Origin of the sequence: Serratia sp. BIGb0234 (genome assembly GCF_024809915.1) — a bacterium.
GTDB lineage: Bacteria > Pseudomonadota > Gammaproteobacteria > Enterobacterales > Enterobacteriaceae > Serratia > Serratia liquefaciens.
Genome location: NZ_JANUEI010000005.1, coordinates 345,686 through 372,395 on the forward strand (window position 1 = coordinate 345,686; position 26,710 = coordinate 372,395).

29 protein-coding genes are annotated in these 26,710 nt (G+C 53.2%); 10 read left to right on the top strand and 19 right to left on the bottom strand.

Features of this window, described 5'->3' with window-relative positions:
- Window positions 1-12: 12 nt before the first annotated feature.
- The 15 genes from M2407_RS19585 to M2407_RS19655 form a co-directional block, all read right to left on the bottom strand.
- A complete protein-coding gene (locus tag M2407_RS19585; protein WP_201895793.1) occupies window positions 13-1,311 on the bottom strand; it encodes a type II toxin-antitoxin system HipA family toxin in 1,299 nt (432 codons plus the stop codon).
- Window positions 1,312-1,313: 2 nt separating this feature from the next.
- Window positions 1,314-1,562, bottom strand: coding sequence for a helix-turn-helix domain-containing protein (locus tag M2407_RS19590; protein WP_201895794.1), 249 nt, complete (start codon window positions 1,560-1,562; stop codon window positions 1,314-1,316).
- 224 nt (window positions 1,563-1,786) lie between these two features.
- Window positions 1,787-2,422, bottom strand: a complete 636-nt coding sequence (locus M2407_RS19595) for a carbonic anhydrase (protein ID WP_012005022.1) — start codon at window positions 2,420-2,422, stop codon at window positions 1,787-1,789.
- An 835-nt stretch (window positions 2,423-3,257) separates the two neighbouring features.
- Entirely contained in the window at window positions 3,258-3,416 is a 159-nt protein-coding gene (locus tag M2407_RS19600) for a hypothetical protein (protein WP_232043212.1), read from the bottom strand.
- An 84-nt stretch (window positions 3,417-3,500) separates the two neighbouring features.
- A complete protein-coding gene (locus tag M2407_RS19605; RefSeq protein ID WP_259218983.1) occupies window positions 3,501-5,216 on the bottom strand; it encodes a PglL family O-oligosaccharyltransferase in 1,716 nt (571 codons plus the stop codon).
- A gap of 223 nt (window positions 5,217-5,439) precedes the next feature.
- A complete protein-coding gene (locus M2407_RS19610; RefSeq protein WP_259218984.1) occupies window positions 5,440-6,234 on the bottom strand; it encodes an abortive infection protein in 795 nt (264 codons plus the stop codon).
- A gap of 37 nt (window positions 6,235-6,271) precedes the next feature.
- Window positions 6,272-7,249 (bottom strand): reverse transcriptase domain-containing protein, encoded by a 978-nt coding sequence (locus tag M2407_RS19615; protein ID WP_232043209.1) that lies wholly within the window; start codon window positions 7,247-7,249, stop codon window positions 6,272-6,274.
- Window positions 7,242-7,769 (bottom strand): fimbrial protein, encoded by a 528-nt coding sequence (locus M2407_RS19620; protein WP_259218986.1) that lies wholly within the window; start codon window positions 7,767-7,769, stop codon window positions 7,242-7,244. The genes M2407_RS19615 and M2407_RS19620 overlap by 8 nt, the downstream gene beginning before the upstream one ends.
- Window positions 7,770-7,783: 14 nt before the next feature.
- Complete coding sequence (locus M2407_RS19625; RefSeq protein ID WP_115183023.1) at window positions 7,784-8,260, bottom strand: fimbrial protein; 477 nt, start codon at window positions 8,258-8,260, stop codon at window positions 7,784-7,786.
- 14 nt (window positions 8,261-8,274) lie between these two features.
- A complete protein-coding gene (locus tag M2407_RS19630) occupies window positions 8,275-8,778 on the bottom strand; it encodes a fimbrial protein (RefSeq protein ID WP_405051068.1) in 504 nt (167 codons plus the stop codon).
- Window positions 8,779-8,782: 4 nt separating this feature from the next.
- Complete coding sequence (locus M2407_RS19635; protein WP_259218990.1) at window positions 8,783-9,439, bottom strand: fimbrial protein; 657 nt, start codon at window positions 9,437-9,439, stop codon at window positions 8,783-8,785.
- Window positions 9,440-9,468: 29 nt separating this feature from the next.
- Entirely contained in the window at window positions 9,469-10,218 is a 750-nt protein-coding gene (locus tag M2407_RS19640; protein WP_232043205.1) for a fimbria/pilus periplasmic chaperone, read from the bottom strand.
- 6 nt (window positions 10,219-10,224) lie between these two features.
- A complete protein-coding gene (locus M2407_RS19645) occupies window positions 10,225-12,771 on the bottom strand; it encodes an outer membrane usher protein (RefSeq protein ID WP_259218993.1) in 2,547 nt (848 codons plus the stop codon).
- Window positions 12,772-12,825: 54 nt separating this feature from the next.
- Window positions 12,826-13,371, bottom strand: coding sequence for a fimbrial protein (locus M2407_RS19650; protein ID WP_259218994.1), 546 nt, complete (start codon window positions 13,369-13,371; stop codon window positions 12,826-12,828).
- An 83-nt stretch (window positions 13,372-13,454) separates the two neighbouring features.
- Entirely contained in the window at window positions 13,455-13,979 is a 525-nt protein-coding gene (locus M2407_RS19655) for a fimbrial protein (protein WP_232043202.1), read from the bottom strand.
- A gap of 436 nt (window positions 13,980-14,415) precedes the next feature.
- On the opposite strand from M2407_RS19655, the gene M2407_RS19660 reads away from it, so the two are divergent.
- The 10 genes from M2407_RS19660 (at window position 14,416) to M2407_RS19705 (ending at window position 23,052) form a co-directional block, all read left to right on the top strand.
- Entirely contained in the window at window positions 14,416-15,219 is an 804-nt protein-coding gene (locus tag M2407_RS19660; RefSeq protein WP_259218995.1) for a transcriptional regulator, read from the top strand.
- Window positions 15,220-15,225: 6 nt separating this feature from the next.
- Window positions 15,226-15,711, top strand: coding sequence for a hypothetical protein (locus M2407_RS19665; RefSeq protein ID WP_232043200.1), 486 nt, complete (start codon window positions 15,226-15,228; stop codon window positions 15,709-15,711).
- A 446-nt stretch (window positions 15,712-16,157) separates the two neighbouring features.
- Window positions 16,158-16,802 (top strand): response regulator transcription factor, encoded by a 645-nt coding sequence (locus M2407_RS19670; RefSeq protein WP_259218996.1) that lies wholly within the window; start codon window positions 16,158-16,160, stop codon window positions 16,800-16,802.
- A gap of 2 nt (window positions 16,803-16,804) precedes the next feature.
- Window positions 16,805-17,197: a hypothetical protein gene (locus M2407_RS19675; protein ID WP_259218997.1), complete on the top strand. Its 393-nt coding sequence runs from the start codon at window positions 16,805-16,807 to the stop codon at window positions 17,195-17,197.
- Entirely contained in the window at window positions 17,134-18,588 is a 1,455-nt protein-coding gene (locus M2407_RS19680; protein ID WP_259218998.1) for an FKBP-type peptidyl-prolyl cis-trans isomerase N-terminal domain-containing protein, read from the top strand. Before M2407_RS19675 ends, M2407_RS19680 begins: the two co-directional genes overlap by 64 nt.
- Before the next feature lie 616 nt (window positions 18,589-19,204).
- Window positions 19,205-19,504 (top strand): DUF3892 domain-containing protein, encoded by a 300-nt coding sequence (locus tag M2407_RS19685; RefSeq protein WP_259218999.1) that lies wholly within the window; start codon window positions 19,205-19,207, stop codon window positions 19,502-19,504.
- A gap of 131 nt (window positions 19,505-19,635) precedes the next feature.
- On the top strand, window positions 19,636-20,913 hold the full coding sequence (locus M2407_RS19690; RefSeq protein ID WP_232043184.1) for a nucleotidyltransferase: 1,278 nt from the start codon (window positions 19,636-19,638) through the stop codon (window positions 20,911-20,913).
- 1 nt (window position 20,914) lies between these two features.
- Window positions 20,915-21,394 carry a hypothetical protein gene (locus tag M2407_RS19695; protein WP_232043183.1) on the top strand — a complete coding sequence of 160 codons (480 nt, stop codon included), beginning with the start codon at window positions 20,915-20,917 and terminating at the stop codon, window positions 21,392-21,394.
- The gene (locus M2407_RS19700; RefSeq protein WP_232043182.1) at window positions 21,384-21,938 is read left to right on the top strand and encodes a 3'-5' exonuclease; all 555 of its coding nucleotides are present in this window, start codon (window positions 21,384-21,386) and stop codon (window positions 21,936-21,938) included. The genes M2407_RS19695 and M2407_RS19700 overlap by 11 nt, the downstream gene beginning before the upstream one ends.
- Window position 21,939: 1 nt before the next feature.
- On the top strand, window positions 21,940-23,052 hold the full coding sequence (locus M2407_RS19705) for an SAVED domain-containing protein (RefSeq protein ID WP_232043181.1): 1,113 nt from the start codon (window positions 21,940-21,942) through the stop codon (window positions 23,050-23,052).
- A gap of 438 nt (window positions 23,053-23,490) precedes the next feature.
- Here the strand turns inward: M2407_RS19705 and M2407_RS19710 are convergent, their stop codons facing one another.
- Genes M2407_RS19710 through M2407_RS19725 form a run of 4 tightly spaced genes read right to left on the bottom strand, consistent with a single transcriptional unit; the run spans window position 23,491 to window position 26,628 of the window.
- Entirely contained in the window at window positions 23,491-25,824 is a 2,334-nt protein-coding gene (locus M2407_RS19710; protein WP_259219007.1) for a primase-helicase zinc-binding domain-containing protein, read from the bottom strand.
- A gap of 14 nt (window positions 25,825-25,838) precedes the next feature.
- On the bottom strand, window positions 25,839-26,174 hold the full coding sequence (locus M2407_RS19715; RefSeq protein ID WP_259219000.1) for a DUF5375 domain-containing protein: 336 nt from the start codon (window positions 26,172-26,174) through the stop codon (window positions 25,839-25,841).
- The gene (locus M2407_RS19720) at window positions 26,171-26,434 is read right to left on the bottom strand and encodes a hypothetical protein (protein ID WP_259219001.1); all 264 of its coding nucleotides are present in this window, start codon (window positions 26,432-26,434) and stop codon (window positions 26,171-26,173) included. Before M2407_RS19720 ends, M2407_RS19715 begins: the two co-directional genes overlap by 4 nt.
- Complete coding sequence (locus tag M2407_RS19725; RefSeq protein ID WP_259219002.1) at window positions 26,431-26,628, bottom strand: host cell division inhibitor Icd-like protein; 198 nt, start codon at window positions 26,626-26,628, stop codon at window positions 26,431-26,433. Before M2407_RS19725 ends, M2407_RS19720 begins: the two co-directional genes overlap by 4 nt.
- Window positions 26,629-26,710: the final 82 nt, after the last annotated feature.

Consider the following 26,710-nt stretch of genomic DNA (forward strand, 5'->3'; position numbering starts at 1 on the left):
ATAAACATCCCCCTACCCCGGCAATCTCTCCGCTTGCCGCCGAACCCCGGCAAAAATAGCATCACGAACAAAGCGGGGAAAATCATCCGGCAGCATCGCTTCCACATTGGCGATCGCTTGATCCGTTTGCGCTTTCAACTCAGCCATCACCTGAAGCGTTTTCTCTTCAGAATACCCCACAGCTCTCGCGGTAGAGATAAAGTGCCGTGGCAAGATCTGGCTCCAACGGTAATGGCGGCCCTTCCCAATCGCAGCCATGGCCATTTTTGCTTTCTGCGGTGCGATGCCGCGGGCGTGCATAAAGGGGTAACCCGAGAGCACATCATAAAGTGGGGTCATTCGATAAGTCGTTTCCGGCTGAAGGAACAGACTAAAGTTCTTAGCATGCCCATCAATGGCCGCCAGCATCCAGAATACGATTTGGCTTTTAAAGAAAGTGTCTCGATCGAGCAAGGGCTGTTGGGAGCCCAATAGCAATTCCATAGCAGCCGTAATACCGGGCCCGCCATCAGCCTCGTATTTCAGCGCAGGAGCAATGCCTAACGCCTGGCAAAAATCCTCCTGCGGCAAGCGAATCAGCCAGCTATTATCCCGCGCCCAACGTCGGTCAAAGCGCTCGACGATCAGGACCTTCTGCTCACCAAAATGCGCTAACTGAGTTTGTGCTACCGGCAGGCCAAACTGTTCAGCCATGCGTAAACATAACCACTCGTTCTCACAGCTTTCGCTGAGATCCAAATTGTTATGCGCGATATGGCCGATGGGCAGTTTTAGAATGTGACTGGTCGGTGTGCTTCCTTCAGGTCGGTACCACTGATTGTCGAACCAAAGCAGAGCCGTCTTTTCCTGCGCGCCTGCCAGAGATATTCGAAAATCATCAATATCTGGTCCCATGCCCAAGGGGGCTTCGCGGTAGCCTTCCAGTAACTGCTCTATTTCTTCGTCACTGATCGGTACTGCATTCACTTGCTTTACCGGGGCCACCTCAGCATGTTCAGGGTAAAGCTGGATCGCCCCCACGCAGTCGCTACCAATGCTGGACAGAAGATCAAAAGGTTGTTTGGTTACCGTTCTAAAACGCGCCTGTATGCGGCTGCGAATAAGCTCGCTGTCCGGCAGCAGGTTGTCGAAAAAGTTATATACCACGTCACCGCGAAACGGCTCTGGTTGTAACGGTAGGGATAACGATATGGCACGCGAGCCAGCTTGTGCCAGCCACTCTTCCTGATAAACAAACGACATCACGCCGCCTGCATGCTTCTCCAGCATTCCAACCAAAGTACCATTTAGCGCCACGCGTAGCTTTTCCATGCTCACCACTCCTGATCCCAGGTCTTGGGATCTACCGGCTTGCCACGCGGGGTGACCTGCAGTTCCAAGTCCAGCGCAGCAAGTAGTTTGAACAACGTCTCCAGCCGGGTGCCGTCCGGGTTGTTTTCAAACGCGGAAATCGTCGCCTGTTTTAACCCAACGCTGTCAGCAGTTTTACTTTGGCTTTGGTTACGCTTCTTACGCTCATTGCGTAATGTATGCGCCAGCATCTGTGCCGAGGTGATTTTCATTTTATCCTCCCAAGCGGATGAAATGAGTATTATCCCCTATAGCGGATAACGCAAATATTATCCTCTATAGGGGATAGATACCCTCCCACCCCGAGGGATCTGCTATGGCTTTTTGTGAATACCAAAAGCAAACATGATAAATGACATTCAACCAATTAGATCTAGACCAAAAAAATCCACACCGGAGCGTGGATTCAATGTCATAGCCAAAGCCAAGCATCGCTTTATTCGAAGTGAACTGCGGGGTTATCCGCCAGTGACACGAAATTCTTCGTATTTTTATCCAGCGTGCGGATCTCGCCACTTTCGATGTCGTACACCCAGCCGTGCAGACGCAGGCCGTTGTTGCGCAGACCCACGGCAACGGACGGGTGAGTCTTAATGTTATTAAGCTGGGCGATAACGTTCTCTTCGACCATAGCGTTAACCTTGTCGATTTCGTTATCCCACGTTTTCTTCTCTACCACCGCTTTGGCGGCATCAGCATAGTGCAGCCAGTGGGCCACAGCAGGCATCGGGTCAAGGCACTGGCAAGAAGCTATCGCCTTCATGGCGCCACAGTTCGAGTGGCCGCAAATCACGATATCCGTGACGCCCAGTGCCACCACTGCGTATTCGATGGTCGCAGACACCCCGCCCGGCTCCGGGCCAAAGGAAGGAACGATGTTGCCTGCGTTACGGATAACGAAAAGCTGCCCCGGGTCTTGCTGTGTCACAAGCTCGGGTACCAGGCGGCTGTCAGAACACGAAATAAAAAGCGCTTTAGGGTTCTGGCTGGAGGCAAGGCTGCGGAAGAGTTCCTTACGCTGTGGGAAAATCTCTTTCTGGAAGCTGAGGAAACCTTCAATGATATGTTGCATAGCACGCTCTCTGAATCGGTAGTATCGATAACATGATAATCATCACTCTCGGTTAGTCCAGCATCTCTTGGATAGAAATGGGCGTTCAAGGGGCTGCGGAACGTGCCTGCAAAAGTGGCAATGACGGGATGCAACTATCCGTTGATGGATGAGTTTGGGTTAGATAGGGAAAACTCGCGGGGCTGATTTTAGGCACAAAAAAACCACCTCTCGGTGGCTTCTTGTTCGCGCTGTACTAATGGTGCGAAGGCCGGACTCACATGAAAACACAACACAATGAAAAACAATGATTAATTTATAATTATCGATGTATGTGCCCCCTTTTATGCCCCCAGTAAAAATTTTGTGCCCTTTCGCGATAATAACTTATCAAACCTATCATTCGTCGTTCCGTTCCCGTTCACTTTAAGCATTCGAACTAAACGAAAACTCAATTATCGAGTTGGGAGCTTCGACATATTCAGAAAGTACCTAGATTTTTGAGCAAACTTTCCCCCGACTCTCGATCCTCCCTGTAAACGAAAGATTTATGGAAAAACTATGCATACTGTTCACGTTGTATTTTTATCATTTAAAATCAAATAACTAATCAAAAAACACTCATCACGTGACTATGCACCACTGTGCACTTTTCATGAATGGTTAGAGCCCCTGACACGAAAAAATCAGCCATATTCCTTGACCGCTTCATTCCATTCTAAAGAAACCACTCCGCTAAATTTTGGAGTGGGGAAAAGTAAACAGGCGCGCAACGTACGCACCACTGATAACCTCATTTTGTGGTATTTATCCGCACAAATAGTTTGTGCTTTATTTTCTCTGACGACAGAGTAAATCAGTGTTTATGCGCCTGTTTTAGCAGGGCCAGGAATTGGTTTTCCAGCGCTTTGACGCGCGCAATGTATTCTTCGGGGGTACCCGACATGCCGATGGCCGCAAGGTAATCTCGTGCCAGCTCTCGCGCCTGATGTACATCCATTTGTTGTTTCAGCATAATAATTTTCTCCAAGTAATAAAGTGTACATAACATCTCATAACGATGAATACGATAACGACATCAAGTTGTGCCTTCATGCCCCTAAGAATATCCATTCATTGCATCAATAAATCGGATATCCAAGGGAAATAAACGCGCGGCGTCACGCCGGTACTGCTCTGCCAACACCCACTGCTGCTGTTGACGCAAGATAACCAACAGGTTGGCGTAAACGTTTTTATCAATGCGGTGATTCAGATAACGCTGCGCCCATTGGGCATAGGTTTCCAGCCGCTGCTCGTCACGCGTTCGGTTAAAGGCGAGCAAGCCTGCCAACTGGCGATCAAACTGCAGGCGATCGTCATGCATCCAGCTGGCCCAGTCCTGCAAGGCGTCCACCTGCCGCATATCCTGCAACCCGCCGCGCTCCGCCTGGGTCAATACCCGCCCGCTGTAAAATCCGGTCACCATCACGAACAGCGCCACCAGTGACAGGGCCAGCATCGGCAGTCGCCAAGGTTTTAACCCGCAGCCGGTGCCAAGGCGCGGACTGACCAGCCGATCGAGCATTGCCAATAACAACAGGAACACCAGCCAGTGCAGTGCCGACAGGTAAAACGGGTATTCAGTTTGGCTGTGCAGCGCAATCGGCAACAGCGCCAGACACAGTGCCAATGCCTCACCCGACGATGATTTACCGCAGGCAAAAGCCCTCTTGTCACGCCAGTGGGCGTGGGCCAGCAGTTTGATGCCCGCCCGCACCAAGAGCAGCATACCCAGCAGCGCGACGACGCCCCCTTCCACCCACCACAACAGCAATTCGTTATGCGGATGACGGGCGATTTCGGTCACCGCCGTGGGCGGGGTTTGGTTAATGCGAAAATGCTGAAAACTGTACTCAAAACCGCCGTAACCCCAGCCAAGCAGCGGCTTTTCGACGATCATCGCCAGCGTATCGCGCAGCATGGTGTAGCGCGCATGGTTGGAACCGGCATGGCTGGCGTAGCGCAACGCACCGCCCAGCTCACTCCCCCACCACAGCACCAGCGCCGCCGCGACGGTGCCGCCGGCAACCAGCAGTGAGGCAATGGCGACAGCCTGCGGATAACGGCGGCAAAAACACAGGATAAACAACCCCAGCACCAGGGCTCCCGCCAGCCAGCCGGTGCGGGATTGCACCCACACTAACACCATCGGCAGCAGCACCAGCACCACGGCCAGGGCGCGGCGACGCCAGCGTTCTACTCGCGGATCCAGTCGCTGGAAGCCAGGCAGCACATACGCCGCCAACGCCAGCGCCAACCCGGTGGCGATAAAACTCGCCAGCACGTTTGGCTGCTGGAATATGCCAAAGGCGCGCGAGCTGCCGGATGGGATCCAGGATTGTGCAATTGCTGGCGCAAACAGCTGCAACAGCACAATTAATGCCTGAACCACCACCGCCGATAAAATCAAATACAACACCGCATGGCGCTGGCGTGCGGTCATGCGCACCTGCAGCCAGGTGAAATAGAACGCCACCCCGGAAAATAAGCCAACCAGCCGCCAAACGGCGGCGCTTTGCCATTCTGGCCGAGTAAATATAACCGGCAGCGCCAGCACTGAACATGCGACAAATATGGCGCGACAGGTCGGCGTTATCACAATTCGGCACAGCGGTGTTGCCCGCCAGCAAACACCCATTAATAGAGCCGCACCGCCGTAGACCAGCAGATTAAACGGCAGTGCCAGCCCCGCGCCACCGGGATTGGGGTTATAGATCGCCAGTGGTATAAAAAGTAAAAAGACAAATAGGAAAAAAACACGATCGAAGTTCATTGGCACTACCGTATTAAAAATTGGCGAAAACATAGCATGAGTAATTCGGATTTGAGCTTGATTCCCCCGTGTCTATTTCAGCCAGCCCCCTGCATCGGCGGTATGTGCCCATCATGACGGGCAGTATACCGGTGTCCGACGGCCGCCGCCGGGGTGTCATGGCTCGGGTGGGTTGGTGACATCCATGTCCGCACAATATTGGGGTGGACCCGTCACTAAATGATTAGTTGTACGACACGTTGACTATCGCGCTGCCCATAAATTGACCGGCACCAAGCAAATCGAGTCCCACCCCCTGTACACGCAGCGGGAGTTGCTCAGCGACGTCGCGGCGCGCCTTGACGGTTTTGGGTTTCCCAAACCCGGCGCCCCAGTCGAGGAGCGCGTAGGAGGACGAGGACCCGCCCAGAGGGATCCGTTCACCGCTATTCGTCTCGATCAACACTGACGCGTCGCCGGTACAGGTCAGGGTGACATCGTTAACATTCACGGTAGGCGCGCCACCCCCGAGTGCGACATGCAGATCCACGTTGATGTTTTTTGGTTTTAGTTCACAAGTCTTAGCCTGAACGATCCCTTTTGCGCAATTTGATATGATCGTCCCCTGTATCATTTCTTTCATGTCGCCAGCTGCTACCACAACACACGGGTTGTCCCCATCGAGACGCGGAAGGTAGTCCCGCCCTAAACGGTTTTTGTCTGTCACAGAAGCCCACCATTCCCCAAGAGTCTTATAGCTTTCTGGCGGTCTGGGTGATGAAAACCCATTGTCGTATGTACCGTAGCTCTCTTTTCCACCAACCGGCAGCCAACTTTCATCGATCGTAAAGAACAAAAGTTCGCAATACATGCCCTGTTGCCAACACGGGTTGCGCTGAGTCGAATCCGGTCCCCCGACCACGGTTGCGGTGAAATAATCGTTTACGTTCTCAGGCACGTCGACGACCGACACCGTCATTTTTGCTTCCAGGACTGTTGAGGATAAAAATAGAACGGTAAGGAAAAGTAGGTTCTTCATAGTAAGTCTCTGTATTTTCTCTATCCGGCAGATACCGCTAAATATCATCCAATGAATGACCCAGTATTCCTTCTGCCCATATTGCCCACCGTGCCTCGTACGTTCGCACTCGTTCCGCAGTTTCTGTCGATGACAGCCCCTGTCGGCGAGCCTGCTCGTAAAGCCGCGCGCGTCGTGCACGATGGTTTTCCAGCGCTCTGGGCGCTATGGTGGCCCCCGTGGGGGTAAACCATACCCCCAGCCAGTCAAAACCCTGTGCAATCCTGCCCAGTTGGGTTTTGTCCGGGTGGGTTTCAAACCCGCCCAGGTCAAAAAATTCATGCAGCCGCTTAACGCTGCGCCGCAGTTGCCAGCGGGTGCGGGTAAACAGCAAAAAGTCATCCATATATCGCGCATACCACAGGCCCTCCTGGGCGTTAAAAAAACTGTCAACATGATGCAACAGGCTGCCGCCAATCAGCGGGCTCAGCGCACAACCCCGGCAGATGCCGCTGGGTGGGGTATAAAACTCACCGCCGTCTTCTACGCTGTAATGCACGTATTGCTGAATCACATCAAACAACACCGGGTCGGCCACATGCCATTTCAGCTGATTGGTCACCTGATGCTTACGGATATGCCGGTAGTAACCGCGAATGTCCGTTCGGTAGACAAAGGCATATTCTCCGCCGGCCAGGGCAGCCCGTACTTCCGCTACCGAAACCACGCTACCGCCATGCCCTCGCAAGTGCATGCAACGGGCAGGTTTTGGCAGCAGCGGCTCCGCCAGCAGCGCAGCCCACTTCAATATCAGCGCATCCTGTGCACACCACTGCACCCAACTGCGGCTACCACGCCGCAATACCTGCATCGGTGCCAGCCGGTAATCCCCGTTTTGCAACTGTTGATAGAGGCGTTCACTCCGCTGCGCCCAGTGAAAGCGCAAATGCCAAATATCCGCATTGGGCGGCGCATGGCGGCGACGTTGGCACAGCCAGCGCCAGGCGGCTTGCCATGCCGCCGCGCGGTTATTCATAGTCCAGGCTAAAGGTCACCACCGCACTGAACGGCCCGCGTTCAATGGTTTTATGCTTCAACGCGTCCGGTTCACCCTGCACATAAGCCTGTGCCGTCAGGGTGTTGGCCCCGCTCACCAATGCCTGTGCCTTGCCTTGCTGGTTAATGGGCAAGGGATCACCCTGCGGGGTTTCCATACCGATGGCGATGCCGCTGGCCTGGCTGGCACCGTTTAGCGCCAGCAACCCCGGCAGCGCGGTGCTTTCATTACCGCTGAAGGTCACCCTGACCGTTTTGCCCAGGCTGAGATCGCACTGCGCCAGATGCAGCTTGAAGGGTTGGCCGTGGGTACGGGTGTTCAGGTACAGGTACTTGTCGATCACCGTGTCAAAATCCAGCACCACCGTTTCATCGCCCGGCGGGATCACGCAAGGTTCGGCCACCAGCGCGCCATGCAGGCGCATATTGTCCGCCGCCAGACTCAACGGGCTGCACAGCAGCAGCGCCGCAGTTGCGCACCAACCTGCTTTATTCACCATGGTTCTTCTCCGGCTCATTGGTACACCGCCAGCAGGGTGGCCGTGGCCTCAAATGCGCCTTCCTTCAGCGCTGCGCCCGGCCGTTTGACCGGCACTGCTTCCAGTGTGGGCGGCGCGTTCAGCTTGATGGGGATCGGTTGATTCAACGTAAACCGCTTGCCGTTTTGCAGCAGGCGAACGGCCAGATCGTCCACATTGCTCTCGATCGCCGCCTCGTCGTAATCCGCCGGGGTGCCGACCACTTCCAGCGTCATGCTCCATGCCCCGGCACCGGGGCCGCAGGTGATCCGGTAGTTCACCGGTTGCAGGTAGTTAACGCCATCCACCTTAGTGACCCCGACCCGGTTGCCGAAATCGACATCCACCTCGCCACCGTCGTTGATGGTGCACGGCGGCGGTTCGATCAGGGTGCCGGAAAAACGCATGTTGTCCGCCGCCACAGCCGGGCCGCCGAGGGCCATTAACAGAAAAATGCTGCCGTATCGCGCCATTGCCTCAGCCCCTTTCACTGGTATTCCACCTTCATCGTCGCCCCGGCAGAAAACGCCCCACCGCTCAGCGTCGCCCCGGCCTGCTTGACCGGCACCACCTCAAACGTCGGCATATTAGGATAGGTAAAATTCACCCAGGTGTTGATCGGCTGCCGATTACCGTTGCGCAACAGCGCCACCCCCAAATCATCCTTGTTGGTTTGCAGTACATCGCTGTCAAAACCGGCGCCGGTACCCTGAATTTGCATTTTCATTGCATTGTTCGGCGCATTTTTGCACTCCACCGAGTACACCACCGGCTGTTTCTTGTAGCTGCCGTCGATGCGGGTGGTCATGACGTCGTTACCGAAATTCACTTCAATCAGGTTATTGTTGTTAATCACACACGGCGGGGGCGCGACGATGGTCACTGTCACTTTGATCGTAGTGACCGCCTGCACCTCCGGGCCGTACAACAACACCAACGCCGCCAGCCCACAGCCGGGCAAATACCGTTGTAACTTTGCCTTCATGCCCATTCCCTTAGTCATAGCTGAGCTGGAAATCCACCACCGCCGCATAAGCACCGGGCAGCAACGGCGCACGGGTGCGTTCCGGCGTAATACGGTAGTTCAGCGCGTTCTGTCCCACGGCCAGGGCCAACGGCGCACCCCGGCTGCCGAGGCGGATATCCCCGCCGCGCTCATCATTAATGCGCAATGCCAGCCCGGAAGCACCATGCACTTTGACCAGCTCCGGGTTATCGGCGTCCGCCGGGGCGTTAAAACTGACCGATACCGCCGGCTGCTGGGCGCTCCACAACAGGTTGCCACTGCGTTCGTCCCGGTTGGCGGACGGGCCGCGCAGGCAGTCGCGCAGGTGCAACTGCACATTTACCGGCACGCCACGATCCCCCGCCTTCGCCAACTGTGCCGTCGCGGTACTGCCCAGCCACACCGCCTGATACGCGCTCGCCATCTCCAGCCGGCAGGCGCTTTCGGTCAGTTCACCGCGCACATGCAGCACGCCATGGGCGCCTTCCACCTGCCAGTTATCCGCCGCCATCGCAGGCGGCATCAGCCATAACATCACGCAGACGCACAATGGCACCATCAACGCCGCAGCAGTAATCACCAGGGCATACAACCATTCATGGCGGTGGTAACCGCCGCCGTTCCATCGCCGGGATGTTGTTCGCATCGCTTATCTACCTGTTGTCTCAGTGAGCCTTATTTGCTGCCCGCCACCGCCTGGCAGCTCGCGCCGTTACAGTTAAAACTCAGCTGTGGGCGGCCGCCGTAGTCGTTGACGTAGGTCAGCACCGGTGCGTTGCCCAGTGCAGACGCAGCAACCTTCAGCGGCGCACTGCCCTTGGGTGCCACCATCAGCGGTTCGAAGCCCGGCGCGCTGGCACCATTCTTTTTGCTGCTGGCATCCACCAGCGTCACGTAATACGGCGTCGGGTTATTCACCTGGTAGCTGTCGCCCTGTTTGGTCAGGGTCAGTTTTTCCTGCCACGGCGCGCTGGCTTCCGGGTTGGCTATCGCAATCGCCTTTGGCCGGTAGAACAGCTTGATACGGGTTTGCAGCGCCAGTTGCAGCGTATTCGGCTTGTCGCTCTTCGGCGGGATCTCGCGCAGGTTGAAGTAGAACAGCGTTTCGCGGTCCTGCGGCAGCGTATTGGCAGCCGGCAGCCCCTGCACCTTCACCTGGCTCTTGGCACCCGGTTCCAGACGCTGTACCGGCGGTAATACCGTCAACGGACTGGTGATCTTTTTGCCGTTGGCGTCTTCGATCCAGCCCTGCGCCAGGTAAGGCAGCTGCTTGTTCTCGTTGCTGATGCTCATGCTCACCGACTTGTCGCCGCCGCTGAAAATCACCCGGGTGCGGTCCAGCGCGATGGCGGCCGTCGCCTGTTGGGCGCACAGCAGGCCCGCCAGGCCGCCGGCAATTAATGTCACTACATGGTTGGTTTTCATTGCTCTCTACTCTTCAATAGTTTTTAACGCCTTGCCGTTGGCCACCAGGCCGCAAGGAAGTAACAGATTGGTTAATTCGCTCGGCGACAGAGTCTGCGGCAGGGTAAAGCCGCACTGCTCCGCGCCGCCCCAGCTCACGCTCATCGCTTCCCCGGCGTTGATGCCGCTCAGGTACACTTCGCCGTTGTCATTGATAATGCCCACCTCCTGCCGCTTGCCGTTGCGCACCGTGGCGCCAAACGGCGGGGCAGAGCCGTCCGCCAGCCGCACTACCGCCATCGCCTTCTCGCCGGCGATCACCTCAAAACGTCGGTAGCCGATGGCACCTTCGGTCAGGGTGGCTTGCGCCACGCTCTGGCTGACTTCGGCGTTTTCCGGCAGCGCGTTCAGATCGATACTGAACTGGTTGCGGTAGTAACTGCCGACGTCCACCACCACCGCTTTGCCGAAGGCGTTGCTCAGGGTCGGCGAGCTGTAACCGCGGATCGGGATCCCCGGTACGCCGTCGGTATCCAGCAACATGCGGGTGCCACCGCTTATGCTGCTGCGGTGCAAGGCCGCCCCTTTCAGGGTGGCGGTCGCGCCGCCCTGCATCGACAGCCCCAGCGAGCTGTACTGCCCGGCCTGGTAGCTGGCGCTGGCGTTCACCTGGCTGAGATCGCCGCTGTGGCTGTAGTAGCCGCTGGCTGTCGCGCCGCTGCGCGCAGTACCGGCGCTCACCTGATAGGTATCGCGCTCATTGAGCCGGTCGTAATACCCCACCTGATGGGTGTTATCGTTGCGGTTGTAGCTGCCGCTGTAGCTCAGCGAGCCATTACTGCCCCACGGCAGCGACAGCGACAGGTACATGCCGTCGTCGTTGGTGCCGTTATATTTATTGCGATAGCCGGTCAGCGACAGGCTGATATTCCGGAAACGCCCCAGGTCGAAATAGCGCGACAGCGTCAGGTTGTAACGGTCGTTCGCCGGCCGGTCCCAGTAGGTCTGGTGGTTGTAGTTGAGATAGGCACTCAACCCCAGGTCACGGAACTGCTGGTTAAAGGTGATGGTGTACATCTCCTTGCTGCTGTTGGTGCGCGTGCCGTCGCGGCGGGCATCCAGGTATTCGCCCATCGACATATAGTTGCGCTCCGAGAAGCGGTAGCCGGCAAAGGTCACCTGGCTGTCGTAGTCGTCAAAGCGCTTGGAATAGCTCAGGCGGTATGAACCGCCGCTCAGCGTGCCCTGTTGCGGCAGGTTGGCGCGCGACTGGGTGGCGTCAAAAGACAGCGCGCCGAACATCATCAGGTCACGCCCTACCCCCAGCGCCAGCGCGTTGTAATCGCCGCCCGCCACGCCGCCGCCGTACAGCGACCAGCCGTTGCTCACGCCCCAGGAAAACTCGCCGGTGCCGAACATCGGCCCGTCGCTGTGGTGCTCCCAGTCCGCCGGCCGACCGGCCGCCACCTTGTAACGTACCGAACCGGGCCGGGTCAGGTACGGGATGCTGGCGGTGTCCATCTTGAACTCCTGCACGCTGCCGTCCTGCTCTTCCACCCGCACGTCCAGCTGGCCGCTGACCGCGTCGTTGATGTCCTGAATGCGGAACGGCCCCGCCGCCACCTGGGTTTCATACAGCACGCGCCCTTGCTGGCGGATTATGACTTTCGCATTGCTGCGTGCTATCCCCGTCACCTCCGGCGCATAGCCGCGCAGGTTGGGCGGCAACATGTTGTCGTCGGTCACCAGGCTGGCACCGGCGAAGCGGAAACTGTCGAAGATGTCGGAATTTAAATAGTCCTCACCCATCGTCAGCCTGGCACCCAGCTTCGGCAGTGCGCGGTAGGCGTAGTAACGGCTCCAGTCCCAGCTGGTGCGGGTCGGCTCACCGGAACCGCCCTGGCGATCCAGCCGCGATTGCCAGTCAGCCCGCAGTCGCCAGGCCCCCAGATTGCCGCCCACCGTGCCGTTGCCGCTGAGGTTATAACTCTGCGTGCCCTGCTTTTGCTGACGCTGGCTTTGTGCATTCAGGTTGTAATCAAACAGCAGACCGGGAATACCTTCGTCCCAGCGCGAAGGCGGGTCCCAGTTTTCTGCGGTATATTCCAGGTACGCCTGCGGAATATTCAGGTACAGCGCCGCCGCGCCTAAATCGCCGCGTACTTCCATCCCCTCCAGGCTATGGGGATCCAGACACTGGTTTTGGTGCCACCAGGTCAATTTCAGTAATGCAGATTCTTTTAACCCCAGTTGTTCAACCAACTGCGGCGTAATACAGGCTTCACTGCCTTTGGCATCGTCATCCGGCGGGTAAAACGCCACCGGCTGATCGGTTAATGTCTGTTTATTAATGTGCACGGCAAACAGATAATCGCCGGGCATAATAAAGTTGCCGCGAGAAAACTGCTCCAGGTCAATATTAGCGCGATCCGTCACATCCAGTACGTCGGTATTGAATTCAATATCAGCAGCTGCGGCGCAGGCAGCATTCCCCGCCAGAATAAAGGCGATCAACAGCCCCAGAATTCGCGGTCGTATTTTCCCTATACAGCCATATGACGGAGTAGTTGACATCCGCAGACCCTTATCAATAATTATTTAATTCGCAGTGACAACGTTCAGACAGGTTTAGTAGTAATCCATTTTAAAGCGCACGGTGGAGTAATAACTCCCGGCCTTCATTACCTGATTATTGCCCATCAACCGCAGGCCATAATTAAATTCCATGGTACCGGGTTGTAATTCATTTTTTTCCATAGGCATACCCGGTGCGGCGACATTCCCCCGCTTATCGGATATTTGCAGGGCAATGCCCTTGGCGTTTCCGTCAATACCAAATAACCCGGCATCTTCTCTGCCATCAAAGGTCACGGCAAAATATCGCCAGTCATCCAATGCAGGGTTGAATTTCTCCAACGTGCAGTTCACCAGTTTAATATTAAATTCATGCAACTCACCCTGGCCATCACGAATAATCTGGCTGACGGGTAATGTCGCCATGGTAATGGTTTGGTCAAGGCTATCGGTATCAATGGCGCAGGCGGAGGCGATAATTCTGCCGTTCAGGGTAACCTCACCACGCCCTTGGTTGGCGGCGTGCGCCAAAGAGGAACACAGCAACAGATTAACTAACACCGCGCGCCGTAATATCCTTTTTCCACGCTGTGAATGCATACTCTCTCCCCACATAGCAAGTTAATAAGCAGCATGCGGGTTGCCCCGCATGCAATTAACTGTGCGAATTAATCGCCGTGGGCTTATTGATACGCCAGGGTAAAGTCAGCAACAGAGTTGAATTCGCCCGGGGTGATGGCAGCAGAAGCGCCGTCGCCCTGCAGGTGCGCGCTGAAGCGCAGGGTAGCCTGGCCGTCTTCAATTTTTTGCGCCTTGCTGGCTTTGGTCAACGGCAGCAGTTTACCGTCAAGGTCGTTGATGGCGATGCTGGCGCCACGTGCAGTACCTTTCATTGCCAACAGGCCAGGCGCTGCTTCAGACTCAGTACCGCTGAAGGTGGTGGTCACGTCTTTAGCCGTTTCTACATCACAACCTACCAGCTTGATCAGGATGTCCTGCGGCGTAGACTTGCCACCGTTTTTCAGTTGGGCAGAAGCGATATCGCCCAGCTTCACGGTCTGATCCAGCGTGCCCGGGTCGATAGAGCAAGGTGCATCAATGATAGAACCTTTAAAGGTCACGGTACCGGAACCCTGGTTAGCGGCGTTAGCCATAGAGATAGTACCCAGAGTCATTACGGCTGCCAGCATGATTTTGTTCAAAGTCATTTTTACTTTATCCTTAATAAAGTTTTATTCCATTTCTCATAGTGGTCGCTATTATTTCAGCGCCACACCGTCAACGCGTGACAGAGTAGTTTCTTACCCCGTCACTCCGTTGCGTTATGGCTACCGGCGACTGAGAAAAATGATAACTTCAAAAAAATAAAAAAGATAAATAATCTATTTAATGACAAATAATTAGACAAAAAAACCAAAATTAAATAAATTATTGATGATTATTAGAATTAAACACCAAATCGACGACGTTAATTAAAACCTAATACTCTTTTAATTTCAAAGACATCCACATGGGTAAACAATTCCCCTAAAAGGGGTTGACTGGCAGTGCGAAACTCCCATAGATTCTATCAATCGCAAAATAAGACTATTCTTATCATTGATTGATTTGTTGCTTATACACTAGGGATAAACAGGTATCATCATGAAATATATAATAAATCTTACTATCGTATTCGACCCAGAAGGTCGAATACTCATGCTGAGGAATAATAACCAACTAACAGTAGGGTTATCTAACCCGGCAACACGCTTGTTAAACGAATTGATAAAAAATAATAAAGTCGAATTAACGCGCGAAACGCTAATCAAGCACGTCTGGGAGGACTATGGATTTTCTCCTTCCAGCGCGACGCTGAGCAATCATATAAGCGAATTGAGAAAAGCCTTTGAAGTACTTGGGGTGAGCAAAAACATTCTGATCACAGTGCCGCGAATAGGCTTCAAAATGGAAGCGGAAATCCACCCCGAGACAAAGGCACTGAAAGAAAAAGAACTCGCCGCGACTGAAAAGATCGAAATGATCCCTCCTTCTCTCGAGCTGGTGTCAGAAGGAAATACCGCTCCTCCTTTAATAGACGCTAAATCAGAGAAAACACCGTACCGGATGAAAAAATCGGTACTTTTTCTCACCCTTGCACTGGTATCTATTGCAACAGCAACAGCATTCGTTGTCCTGACCAGAGATGACGAACCAACATTAGTCGACGTTCAGGATAAATGTAATATTTATACCCTAGATGATAATAAACAAAGTACTGAACTATCCGATAAGGCTCGAAAGATGCTCGTCAGCGAAAAGATAGATTGCACACAGGCAAATCGTGACATCTTCTATATGGAAGCCCGCCCCGCCAACGAACTGCTCAAGGTTCATTTTATGGCAGCCTGTACCAAAAATGACAATATGAATTACAAAAACTGCAACAACTACAAATCGGTCGAGTAAGCTGAAATGAATAGAATTATTATCGGGTTTACCGTTTTCTTCGTCGTCATCCTGAGCGGGGTTGCTCTTTACCTCAACCACTCGAGCTGGAAGCCTTTTCGCTGTCACACTCACGTGAGCTCGCACTTGGTTTCCCTGGATGGCAGGAAACTTGAGCTCAACCTGGATATCAGCATTATCACTGCACAAGAAGGCAGGAGTGAATTGCTCACGGTGGGTTCCCTCAAAGGGCTTAATAACAATTATGCCATTTCCAGGAGGATGTTCGTTTCCATCAAGGATTCTGACTTTAGAGGCTTTACTAAAGCCATGATTACACGAGAAGAACGCCAGCCCATCGATAACATTCCAGACGATATTTGGCAGCAGTACGTCCTGCCGGAGGCACCCGGCGTCGCGTTCTATATGGAAACAAAGCGGTTGAGTAAAAATCTGTTTCTTGTTAAAGGGCTAACCAATCCCTTTTTTGTCTGCGCAGTTATAGAGAATTAACCCTGAGAGCATGTAAGCCATAACCCTATAAAACCACTACAGTTAAGTCATCTAATTCAACCTGAAAATATGAACAAAATCCAGATAAAAAACTAACAACACAAGAAAACTAAGAATTTAAACCCACAATACTCCAATAAAATTCATTATGTTGAATACCCACAGTGCAATTGGGTAGCCTAATAGCGTCGCTGATTAACCGGCCTTAACGTGGCCACAAAACTAATAATCAATCATGTAACAGCGCCAAAGCAGTCTCCCTTATTAAGGCCATGAGGCATGAGGCATGAGGCATGAGGCATGAGGCATGAGGCATGAGGCATGAGGCATGAGGCATGAGGCATGAGGCATGAGGCATGAGGCATGAGGAGAGTGTCGTCGAATAGTAACTTCCTCAAAATTCATTAAAACGGCAAATCAGAGATTAAAAGCAGAGCACAAGGCACATGAATACCACCGTACATTCAATCATAAATAAAACATTTACCATCGCCATCATAGACGATGATGCTTTTTACAAAGCAGGATTGATTATGGCATTGTCCACCTACTTTAAAAATAAAAACAGGAATGTTAGTTTTATCCATGGGCATTCTATTACAGGGCCTGCAGATATTATCTTTCAGGCCATACGCTGTGGCACTTTCATTGACCCGCGTAGCCAACATCATGCAACAAGCGGCAGGTCGCATTGTTTTGCTATCGTAGATAATAGAGATTCCCACCTGCAACACCTCTATCGTCATGTGGAAAAAAACAATGTCTTTTATCGGCACCAGTCTGTGACGACTTTATTACAGCTGATTGAAAAAAAACTTGTCCTATCGCAACCGTTTACCGGGAACCACCTTGCCGAAGAACAGGTTTTTCTCCGTGAACCACTCACCCTGCGTGAACATGAAGTGTTGTGTCACCTCAAGCAGGGTAAAACGCATGCCAGCGCAGCAAATTGCCTGGGCATCAAAGTGAAGACCATCAGCTCTCACAAACGCGCAGCAATGAAAAAATTAAATTTCAGACGCACTAACGAACTTTTCCATTGGATGCTGCAAGGTGGTTTAACCCGCCACCAGCCAATAAAAGGACATTAAACATGAGTCATAAGCCCCTCGCCGTCACCGCCGCGTTAATAAGCATGCTGTTACTGAATGGCTGCCAGTCGGTCAAAAAACCTCTGAGCAAACCGACCTCAGCGGTAGCGCTGCAAGATGAAAAAGTGGAACGTGAAACCCAGGATTTAAAACAATGCCAACAGAATTTAAGCGCACTCGGCACGTTAAAAACGGATAACTACCTCGCTAAAAAGAAAGTGTTCGACGACCTGATGTCCGGAGCCTCTCAATATGCCGGCATTCGCGCGCAGGTTAATGAACACACCCAAAATACCGTCGATGCGCTCTATCGTTACCAGGTGAGCTATCAATGCGCCGAGATCAATCAGGCGCTGCTTGCCGAGCTGGCAAAACGGGGCGGAGCGGCGAAATGATCTCAGGAAGACTGGTCTGCAGAGCCCTGGCCGCCTTGCTGGGCAGCCTGCTGCTGTCTACGACTTTATCAGCAGCCTCGCAGAATAATAAAGCCGACATCCCAGCTTTATTACAGTTTGCCGAGCAATATCACGAACAGACCAATAAACCTGAACAGCCCTCTTCTCCTCCCCGTCGCACGCACTCTGGCGGCCAAGCTGCAAGCAGTGGCGCAAAAAACAGCCCTGATAAGCCAACAGGGCCACGAAGCGAATACTGGCAGATCAAAGATAAGGAGATCCAACGCCAAAATACTGAAATCACTCAGTTGAAAGCGCAAGTCACCCATTTGCAACAGCGCCCCGCGACAACGGCACCGACACTGGATTTTGCCACGCTGGGCAAATTAGCCCAGGGGTTGCGCCAGGCGCTGGCGATTACCCCAACGGAACGCCAGGCAAAAGCCAGCATTGCACAGATACAACAGCTGTGGGACAGGGACAGGGCAGCATTGCAGCAACAGTTGTCCAGGGCAAAAGCGGATAACCAAGCCTTGTCTGCCGCGACCAACAGCCAAAAGAATCTGCTGATGGAGGCGAAAAGCCAGGCGGTGGTACTGCGGGAAAAGCAGGAAGAAATGAGCACTCAGCGCCAGCTGATACAAGCCGAGTTGGACAATACAATAAAAGAGCTGACCAGCGCGCGGGCCGACTCTGCGTCCCTGCAAGCCAGAAGCCCACGGCAGATCACCGGTGACGCGCTAAAAGCCACTCAGCCGCGAGAAGATTATGCCGCAGGCGTCTCTTTGGGCGAAGAAATCCTGCAAATACAGGAAGAGCGGCGCCGATGGGGGGTGACTTCGGATAAGCAAATGATACTCGCCGGTATTGTGGATACGTTCGCAGGCAAGCGGATGTTGGCCGATGATGAACTCAATAAAGTGCTGGCTGCTGCCGAAAAAAAGGTGGTTGGCGCAAGAGAAAAAATCAGCGTAGCCCAACGGCAAAAAGGGACCACCTATGTTAACGAATTCAAGAAAGATAAACGCGTTCGTCAGTCTCCCTCTGGGTTTTGGTACCGTATCGACTATGCGGGCGACCTAGAGATCCCCAACACGGCCTCCGTCGATGTGGTAGTCAAGGAAACGCTGACCGACGGCACGGTGATCCAAGATATGGAAACCAATGGCGCAACGTTGTCGCAGCCGGTGGCGGATTTCCCTCCGTTATTTAAAGAATCCATCTCGCTGTTAAAAAACCACGGATCGATGATCCTGGTAGTGCCGCCAGAATTGGCTTATGGCGAGAAAGGTTACCCGCCGAAGGTGCCGCCGAACGCCACCATGATCTACACATTGCGCATTGCAGAGATGTACCCGGAAGCTCAGGCTAATAAAAACGAAAGTTCATAGTGATAGCCGCAATATTTTGAAGTGAGGAGCTTAATGGGGCTCTATGTTTACATAAAAATTATAAGTTATTAAACACAGCGCCCCTTTATTAAAACCATTGGCATCACTGAATTTTCAATAACAGGCAGAAGAAATAAATCAATAGACAAATTTGGAAATTAAGTCAAATAGAAATCTGCGTATTTTATTGAAAAGGAATCACCACAGAGATGATTCTTAGAATCTAAATCACCAGCTACAACGCGCTCATTATTATAACCTCCACACAAAAAATTATTAAACCATTTAAACAAAAAATTATAATTAATTATTATATAAGAGACAGATTTAACCATCGCTAACGGTAATTACAATTAAAAATTAAAAACAAAAAAAATAAATAAAAACCACTATTCCAGTGTTGACTTTGGAGGCTGAGCCGTTATTTAATGAAAGGGAAGTGCTTACCATAAAAAACAACGGCTACATTATTTTCCGGGTATTGTCGTATTTCATTATGAAATGCTCGTTATCCTCGATCACACCTTTTTCGATATACGGCGCCCAAGGGAAATAGACCTGAATCACTCTATCTTGTTGTTTACGAAAACTGCAGCAACAAGGAGTTACTTCCACAATGAAAGGAGTCTTTATGTCAGATCATCAAGTTACCTGCATCCGAAAGTCTAACCGTCAAAGTGACCATGAACGTATTCAGGCTATCGGCGGCGTGAATGCCGACGGCACCCGCTGGTCTTTAACTGAGGCCGATGCCATTGCCGGGATTGAATCCGGGAAATGGCGATTTTGGGTCAGTGCTAATGGCAAATCCGTATGGGTCATCGTGTCAACCAGCGCTGCGGGCAATAAATACCTGAAAACGCAGAATGATGGCGAAGCGCCAAATAACTTGCTCAGTCTGCCTGAGTGCCCGTAATCCCCTGCGCTCTCGCCATTCCACCAGGGTGAGAGCGGCTATTCACCCCTGATAAACACTGTGCCCTGCCATTTTTGGCTTCACGCTATTCATTAATTGCGTGGCTGCTGCCGTTGACCGAGGAAAGCGATATGAGTACTTCAACCACAGTCGCAAGAAATTTGCCGACACAGAAAAAACAACGTATTGCCGACTTACTGTCGCAAATTATTGAAACGTTGGACCTCACCAAAACCCAATACGCCAATATTGAAAGCGCCTACAACGGCGTGGGTAATTATCTTTCCGCAGGGGATGACCCGTTGTTGAAAGAGGCCGTTATCTATCCGCAGGGCAGTGTGCGGCTTAATACTACCGTTAAACCCAAGAACGAAGAACAGTACGACATTGACCTGATCTGTTATCTGCCTCATGCCACCGAAACGGATTATACCGGTGTTATTACTGCTATTCGTCAGCGGTTGGAATCGCATAATACTTACAAAGGTCTGTTAAGCGATTTACCCCGTGGATTCCGTATCAACTACGCCGGCGATTATCATCTGGACATCACTCCCGGCCGGAATTATCAGCACTATAACGAGCGCCTGGGCCAGCCCCTGTGGGTTGTTGATGACAAAACCGACTGGAAAGAATCCAATCCCCTCGGCTACGCCGAGTGGTTCGATGAGAGCGCCAGCCAACAACCGGTTCGCATTACCCTTCTCACGGACACGGCCAGCCGAGTCGGTAACGAAGCCTTGCTCCCTCTGCCCGACCAAACGGATAAAAAACTGCTAAATCGTATCGTGCAGATACTCAAACGTCATCGTGATGAATGGGCTTTTGAGCTGGACGAGGATACTCAGCGTTGCAAACCGATTTCCGTAATCCTCACTACGTTGGCTTGCCACGCCTACAACCAAATTATTGCCGAAAAGCGTGCCTACGACAACGATCTGGACGTTTTGCTTGATGTGCTTGAGCTCATGCCCAACTTCATTCAAGTCAATAATGGCGAGGTACTTGTCGGCAACCCCCATATGCCAGAGGAGAACTTTGCCGAGAAATGGAATCGGCAGGACGGCGGCGAAGGCCAAAAACGCAGTGATGCCTTTCAACAATGGCACGCCGCTGCAGAAGGCACCTTTAACACGCTGGCAGAGAGCATCGGCGAAGATAACTTGTTCTTAAACCTGCAGAAAGACTTCGGTAAAACGCCAGTTGAGGCCGTCCGGAGCCGCCTGTTGAACGAAATGCAACAGTCCAGAGAACAGGGTTCGCTGCTTGTAGACAAGAAAACCGGTGGATTGCTGGCAACCGGTATCGCCGCTACGGCAACAGCCAGTGCAGCCATGCCTAAAAACACCTTCTACGGTACGGGGCCAGCCCCCCAACCCGTCCCCAAAAACACCTTCTATGGTGCCTAAAATGGTTATCAAATATCACCTGAAAACCCTGACCATAGCCCAACAATACCAGGCGCTACAAACCGGCGGCCCGCATGAACGGCTTCTTATTACCGACAAAGATCGTACGCTTCTTTGGGAAGGTTGGCTGCAACCTTCATTGTTCAGCCGCCGCTATAAAGTCGTGGTGCGTTACAACCTTGGCACAGCGCCTATTTGCATAGTGACAGAACCAGATCTCTATTCATTGGCCGGCGCTAAAACCATCCCGCACCTCTACCGACAAGATAAGCATATCCCCGGAGCCAAACTGTGCCTGTTTCTACCCAGTTCACAGAGCGACGACAAACGCAGTGAATGGCGCAGCCAACTGAAAATCAGCGATACCGTCATTCCCTGGGCTTCTCTGTGGCTGTTTTATTTTGAGCAGTGGCTACACACCGGCCACTGGGAAGGGGGCGGCAAACATCCGGCGACCAGTGGGGTTAAGAATGAACACTGAACACAAATGCTTCATTTCGGTTGACGTTGAGACTTCCGGGCCAATCCCTGGAGTATGCAGCCTATTATCCATCGGCGCCTGTGTGATCGGGCACCCGACGGAGCGCTTTTACATTGAATTGCAGCCGCTAAACTTGCACTGCGATCCCGAGGCTCTGGCCATCACCGGTTTTAATCTGCATACCCAGATAATCCGCGGTATTGCCCCCGAGGAAGCCATGGAGCAATTTTCCCATTGGGTATCATCTGTCACCAACGTGCGGGTAAAACCGATTTTTGTCGGTTTCAATGCAGCTTTCGATTGGTCGTTTATTAATTATTACTTTCATGTTTACCTCGGGCACAACCCTTTTGGTTTTGCCGCCGTCGATATCAAGTCACTGTACATGGGAGTGACCGGATGTCATTGGCAAGAAACCAAATCCAGCCGCATCGATACCCGGTTCAACATAAAAAATCCCGGCAGCCACAACGCACTGGATGATGCTCTTTATCAGGCAGAAATGTTTATAAAAATCAGAGAGAAATCTCAAGGAGAAAGCTAACATGGAAACGTTGAAATACATTCTGATCAAGCTGGTTAATTGGAAAACACGGCAACGCAAGATCCAGTACCTTATTATGCTGCTTGGCGCGGGGATGCTGAGTGCAAACAAATATCTGGGGCAGTCTTTAACCCTTCAGAAAGGAGATCTCCAATTCGCCCTGTCGTTGTCTGAAGGCAACATCATCACGGATTACCTCTTCAATATCGCGGCTATCTTCATCATCTCGGGCGGATTTATCTGGTTGATCATCGACGCCTACCAAGAAGCTAAAATCACGGTGCGCAAAAAGGTAGTGGTGATCGAAGGGCGAGGTCTGCGCAAGGTAATAACAAACCCCTTGCATAAGACGGCAGCGAAGCACTTCACCGGCAAAATAGATAGGCTGGATATCGACATTACTCAACGGATTAGGGACGGTGAAGTTATCTATCCGCTGGATACCTTTAACAATAATATCAAAACCATTGTCAGTAATATTGCGACCCGCATCGACGGCATCGATCATCAGGACCTGACGCTGGTGTACGGGGGCCTGTTGCCCGTACCGTTCACTTTCTATATTGGGGCGATCCTCGACGACAATGGCCCGGTATCCGTATTTGATTGGGACAGGGCTCAGGAAGATTGGCACCTTATCGATAATAATGCCGACGATGACCATGCCAGCTTTACGATCACAGAAGAACTTCAGGATCACCCGTCGCCAGCAGAGGACGTGGTGTTGGCCGTGTCAGTTTCTTACCTGGCCGATATTGCGGGCATCCGTCGCACCTTTCCCAATTATCCGATGTCGCATCTGACGCTGGACTGTATGAAGTTTGGCAACCACTGGTCACTATCCAAACAGAGCCGACTCGCATTGCAATTCACTGAATACGCAAAAATACTGACCGCGAAAGGCGCAAAACGCATTCATATCGTCTTAGCCGCTCCCAGCAGCATAGCGCTTAATTTCGGCCGCCGTTATGACAATCGCAATCTGGCACAAGCTCTTGTGTACCAATACGAAAAAGATCACGCTATCACTTACCCTTGGGCAGTTGAAATTCCAGGGCATGGGAAGCGCGAAGGTTCGGTATTAATGACATCCAAACCTGCTGGTACAAGTTAACCCAGATTCAGTATTGGGTATGCACGCTCACACTGATTCAACGATAAGGGGTTTACAGCCCCTTGTTTTTCTCCCGTGCTGACGCCTAATCAACTCAGAACAATTCAATCAACCTGGTGGTTATCGTACCTCAGCAGGCATGCCATTTTTTCTGAAAAACGGTTAAGTATTAACTTAATTAAAAATTAAATACCCCTCACTCGCTTTACTGTTCATGTCGTTTGCCGTGTGTGAATTAAAAAGACAAAAAAACCGGCCTGGGCCGGTTTGGGGGACTGCTTTTATAATGTCAGCCACGGTATGGCCTGTCTAATGCCCTGGTGTTGCGGTATGTATCTTGTCCACTTCCACTATAGGCGACCTCAGCAACGGACGTCCAATGGGTTCGGCAGATCAATAACCGCCGATTGATCGGCCACACCGATCGTCAATGCCACATCATGCGCTATCGCACTTGGGCAACCAATCCGCCTCACACTCCTCACTCAACGTCAGGTTGGTCTGCATACCCTGATTCGTTCTGCGTTTAAGCAACGTCAGCTCATGCTCCCTGAGCGTTTGCGGTACGGCTAACCCGAATGAGGTCAGGTTCATGGTATTTTGATGCCCGCGCGCCTCCATAAACGACAGGTAGGCGTGATAGAGATAACGCCGTGGATTAGCCGGTCTGATATTGCCGTTCCCCATCAACATGCCCGCCGGGGTACTCAGGGTCGTCAAGTAGCCACAGAAGTCCATTAGCGGGTCTGATTGCCGCTTAATGGTTAACGCTTCCTCTGAACTCTGCTGTGCCAGCAGCAAATCACGGGCATCGTTCGGGTTGGCAAAGTGCTGCATCAGATGTCGGACAATCACCGCCAACTCCCCGCTGATTTTCTCCAACAGCTGTGGGTCACGCTCCTTCGCCGGTATCGCTTCGAGAAACGTGATAATCACCCGTCGACGCGAGACACCGCCGCTGCGGTCACTGAAGCGCATCGGGTTGTTATTCACGGCCAAAATCACAGCCGGAATGTGCGTGGAATAGGCATCGCGGTATTTTGGATCGATAGCCACTGCATCGCCCCCGGTGATGGCTTTAATACCGGCACCGTCACCGCTCCATTTCTCCTGGTCGGGCAGAATAATCAGCGAGTACCCCACCACAGAGGCACGTTCCCGCGCCGATTCCAAGTTGTCGATGGTGGCGGAGGTGGTGTTGTCCGCACCTGCCAGCAAGCGGGCAATGGAGGCCATCACGCTTTTACCACTGCCACCGGGGCCGGTCACTTCCAGGAACAGTTGCCAGTCGTAACGGTTCGCCAGCACCATAAATAGCGCCGCCAGAATGCGTTCTTGCTTGTCGTGGTTGTTCCCTGCCGCCCGCGTCAGCCACTGCCAGAAATGCGGGGCATGGTCGGCCAGGTTTTCACCGGCACGTGGTGGGGTGTAGTCCACGCTGTTGACGGTACGCAGCCAATGTTCTTTACGGTGTGCGCTGAATTGTCCGCTGGCGGTATCAAACACCCCATTGCGAAAGCCTATCAGGCGTCTCACCGGTTCGCCCATTTGCGGCACCATCAGCTTGAGCGTGTCCAGAATGCTGTTAATACCCGCCGCCGAGAACGGCGCACGGACCTTCTGAAACAGCGCGGCAATCTCCCGGCTGAGTTGCCGATGCGGCAACACCTGCCAGGCACCCTGCGTATAGCGGCACAGTTCCTCACCGACCAACGGCACCGCCAGGGTGTTGCCATAATGTTCTGACAGCAGTTCGGCCTTTTCACTGGCGCTCAGGGCTTTCAGGTCGGCATCGCTGAGTGTATCGAACGGGCTGGGCTGCTGGGGCTGGCTGAAAGCCGTCAATTGTGCGAGCGCGACCAGTTTGCCCTGTTGCAGGTAAACGTCGTTCCAGTCACCGGTTTCTGAGGGCAATGCAAGCTTGCCACCGCTCAATTGGGCAGCCTCGGCAGCGCGGGTCTGGCCGGTGCCGTTTTCGTCATTATCCGCCGCCAGCAGCAACAGCGCGTCAGGATAGTGAGCACGCAACTGCTGCGCCATCGCGGGCAGGATATTGGCGCTGAGCGCGACACAGACACTTTCCCCGGTTAGTTCATGCACGGTCAGGCCGGTAGCATAGCCCTCGGTCAGCCAGATAACGGCATTATCCTGCCCCGGCAGGAAGTGGCAGGCGTGTTTTGTTTGCCCCCCGGCCAGAGTGCGTTTGACGCCTGCGGCATTAATCAACTGGACGTTGACCACCTCCCCTGTGCTGTCGGTCAGGGGTAACAACAGGTCGCCGGGCTGGTAAGTGATACCGCCCACGCGCAATGACGGCCCCTGTAATGTCAGGGTATCGGTGTCCGGCCAGCCTTTGGCGGTCAGGTAGGCATTCCCCGCGTGTTGCCGGGCGCTGGCAAGCAGTTGTCTGGCCTGCTGTGCTGCGTTATTTCGCACCTGCGCTTTGTCCTGCTGTTCCTGTTGCAGGTTCTGCTCCGGCCATACGGGTTCGATTTGCCCACCCAATACCCCAGCCACCTTCACAGCGGCCTCTTTGGCAGTCACAGCCAGTGCTTTCTCAACCAGATTCAGACCATCGCCACTGCCGCACTGGTTACAGAACCAGGTTCCGCGCCCCTGTTGGTTATCAAAACGAAAGCGGTCTTTGCCGCCACAGGCCGGGCACGGCTGGGGCTTGCCGTTCGGTTGCAGGGCAATGCCGAGGGCCGGGAGTATCACCGGCCAGTGGCCGGTGGCGGTGCGTACGGTCTGTGATACGAAATGGGCATTCATCATTTTGCTCTCCCTTAATGCACAGTGGTGTGACAGGCGGTTGCCAGATGGTCACAACACAGCTCGTCCATCAGCTTTTGTCCCAGTGCCGTCAGGCGCGGCGGTGCCACCAGAATATCCGGCTGCACCATATCGCTGAGCATCGTGCACGCCATGTCCATGCCCGCTTCTGCGCCGTGCTGTTGCACAAAGTACCCTTCAAGGCGCATGGCAATCAGCATCTGCAGTTCGTCCAGCGTGTAGCCGAGGCTCACCCGGTAAAAGGCACAAGTGTCGCTATAGGCCTGTGCCACGGCGCGACGGAAAACGGCGGTACGGACTTCAATCGGTAAACAGGATTGGGTACTCATGCGACGGGTGCCTCCATGCTGGCAAGAAGTTGGGGTTCACAGGTGTTGACGACGTGGCCGAGCTGGTCGGTCAACACGGCGATGACCGAGGCGAAAGCAGCCTGTTGGAAGCCGTCGGGACGTTGTCCACTCAGGTCGAGGCTGTCCAGCATGTCGAGGAACAGCACGCCGGTAGCATGCGCGTGCTGAAGACGCAGGAAGTCCGCATGCGGAATGGCGTAATGGGTTTCACTGTGGAAATGGGCGGCCAGCGTATTCATGCCACCTCCTGCACGGGCAGGCGACCGGCAAACGCCAGAATGTAGTCACGTGCCAGCAGGCGGCGGGCACTGTGCTCGGAGTCTGCCACGGTGCGCAGCATGCACGGGGTTGCCGTCAGGGCGTTACGGCGAATAGCCGCAAACAGAAAGCAGAATTCAGGATGAGTCGGGGTAAGGATAGCGGTGCGTGTCAAGGTAGTTGTCGCCTCAGTTGATTCAAGCAGCCAGGGTTTCCCGCTCCCGATTCAACCATGTTTCATTCTGCCATTTCCAGTT